This window comes from Novosphingopyxis sp. YJ-S2-01, from assembly GCF_016093175.1.
Lineage (GTDB): Bacteria > Pseudomonadota > Alphaproteobacteria > Sphingomonadales > Sphingomonadaceae > Novosphingopyxis > Novosphingopyxis iocasae.
The window spans coordinates 1-474 of the sequence record NZ_JAEDAI010000016.1 but is presented as its reverse complement, the minus strand read 5'-3'; the positions used below and the strand labels follow the sequence as shown (position 1 = coordinate 474).

At 49.8% G+C, this 474-nt stretch carries 1 protein-coding gene; it reads right to left on the bottom strand.

Annotation, left to right across the window (positions count from 1 at the left end; genetic code table 11):
• Nucleotides 1-474 (bottom strand): alpha/beta hydrolase (locus tag I6A82_RS14440; RefSeq protein WP_198095670.1); only part of this gene is annotated, 474 nt, incomplete at both ends.

Here is a 474-nt window from a genome sequence, read left to right as displayed (position 1 = left end):
GATTTTGTCAGCCGATTCCCCCGCGCCTGCAACAGAAACAAATTTATTTGCTTTTTTCGCCGCAACCATCCCAATCAGGGAACCCTCACTATGCCCGACAACAATAACAGAAGAAAAGCGCTTGTCGTTTCTCAATAATGCGATCCACCCCGCAGCATCATTAATATAATCTTCAAACCGCAGGCCTGCTTCATTAGACGCCCCTGCTTTCCAACTGGCGGCTATTCCTCTTTTATCAAACCGCAGGCAAGCGATGTGATGCTCTGCCAGTGCATGTGCCAGCTGCTTGTAAGCATCTGTCTTTACCCCCAATGGATTGTTGCCATTTCTGTCCGTCGGACCCGAGCCGGCAAGCAATAAAGCCACGGGAACCTTATCCGCTTCATGAGGAGTAGTCAGCGTGCCAAAGATCTGCCCGGTAGGCGTTCGCAATACTATCTCTGTTTCTGTAAAAGAACTGTCGCTGTCAACAGC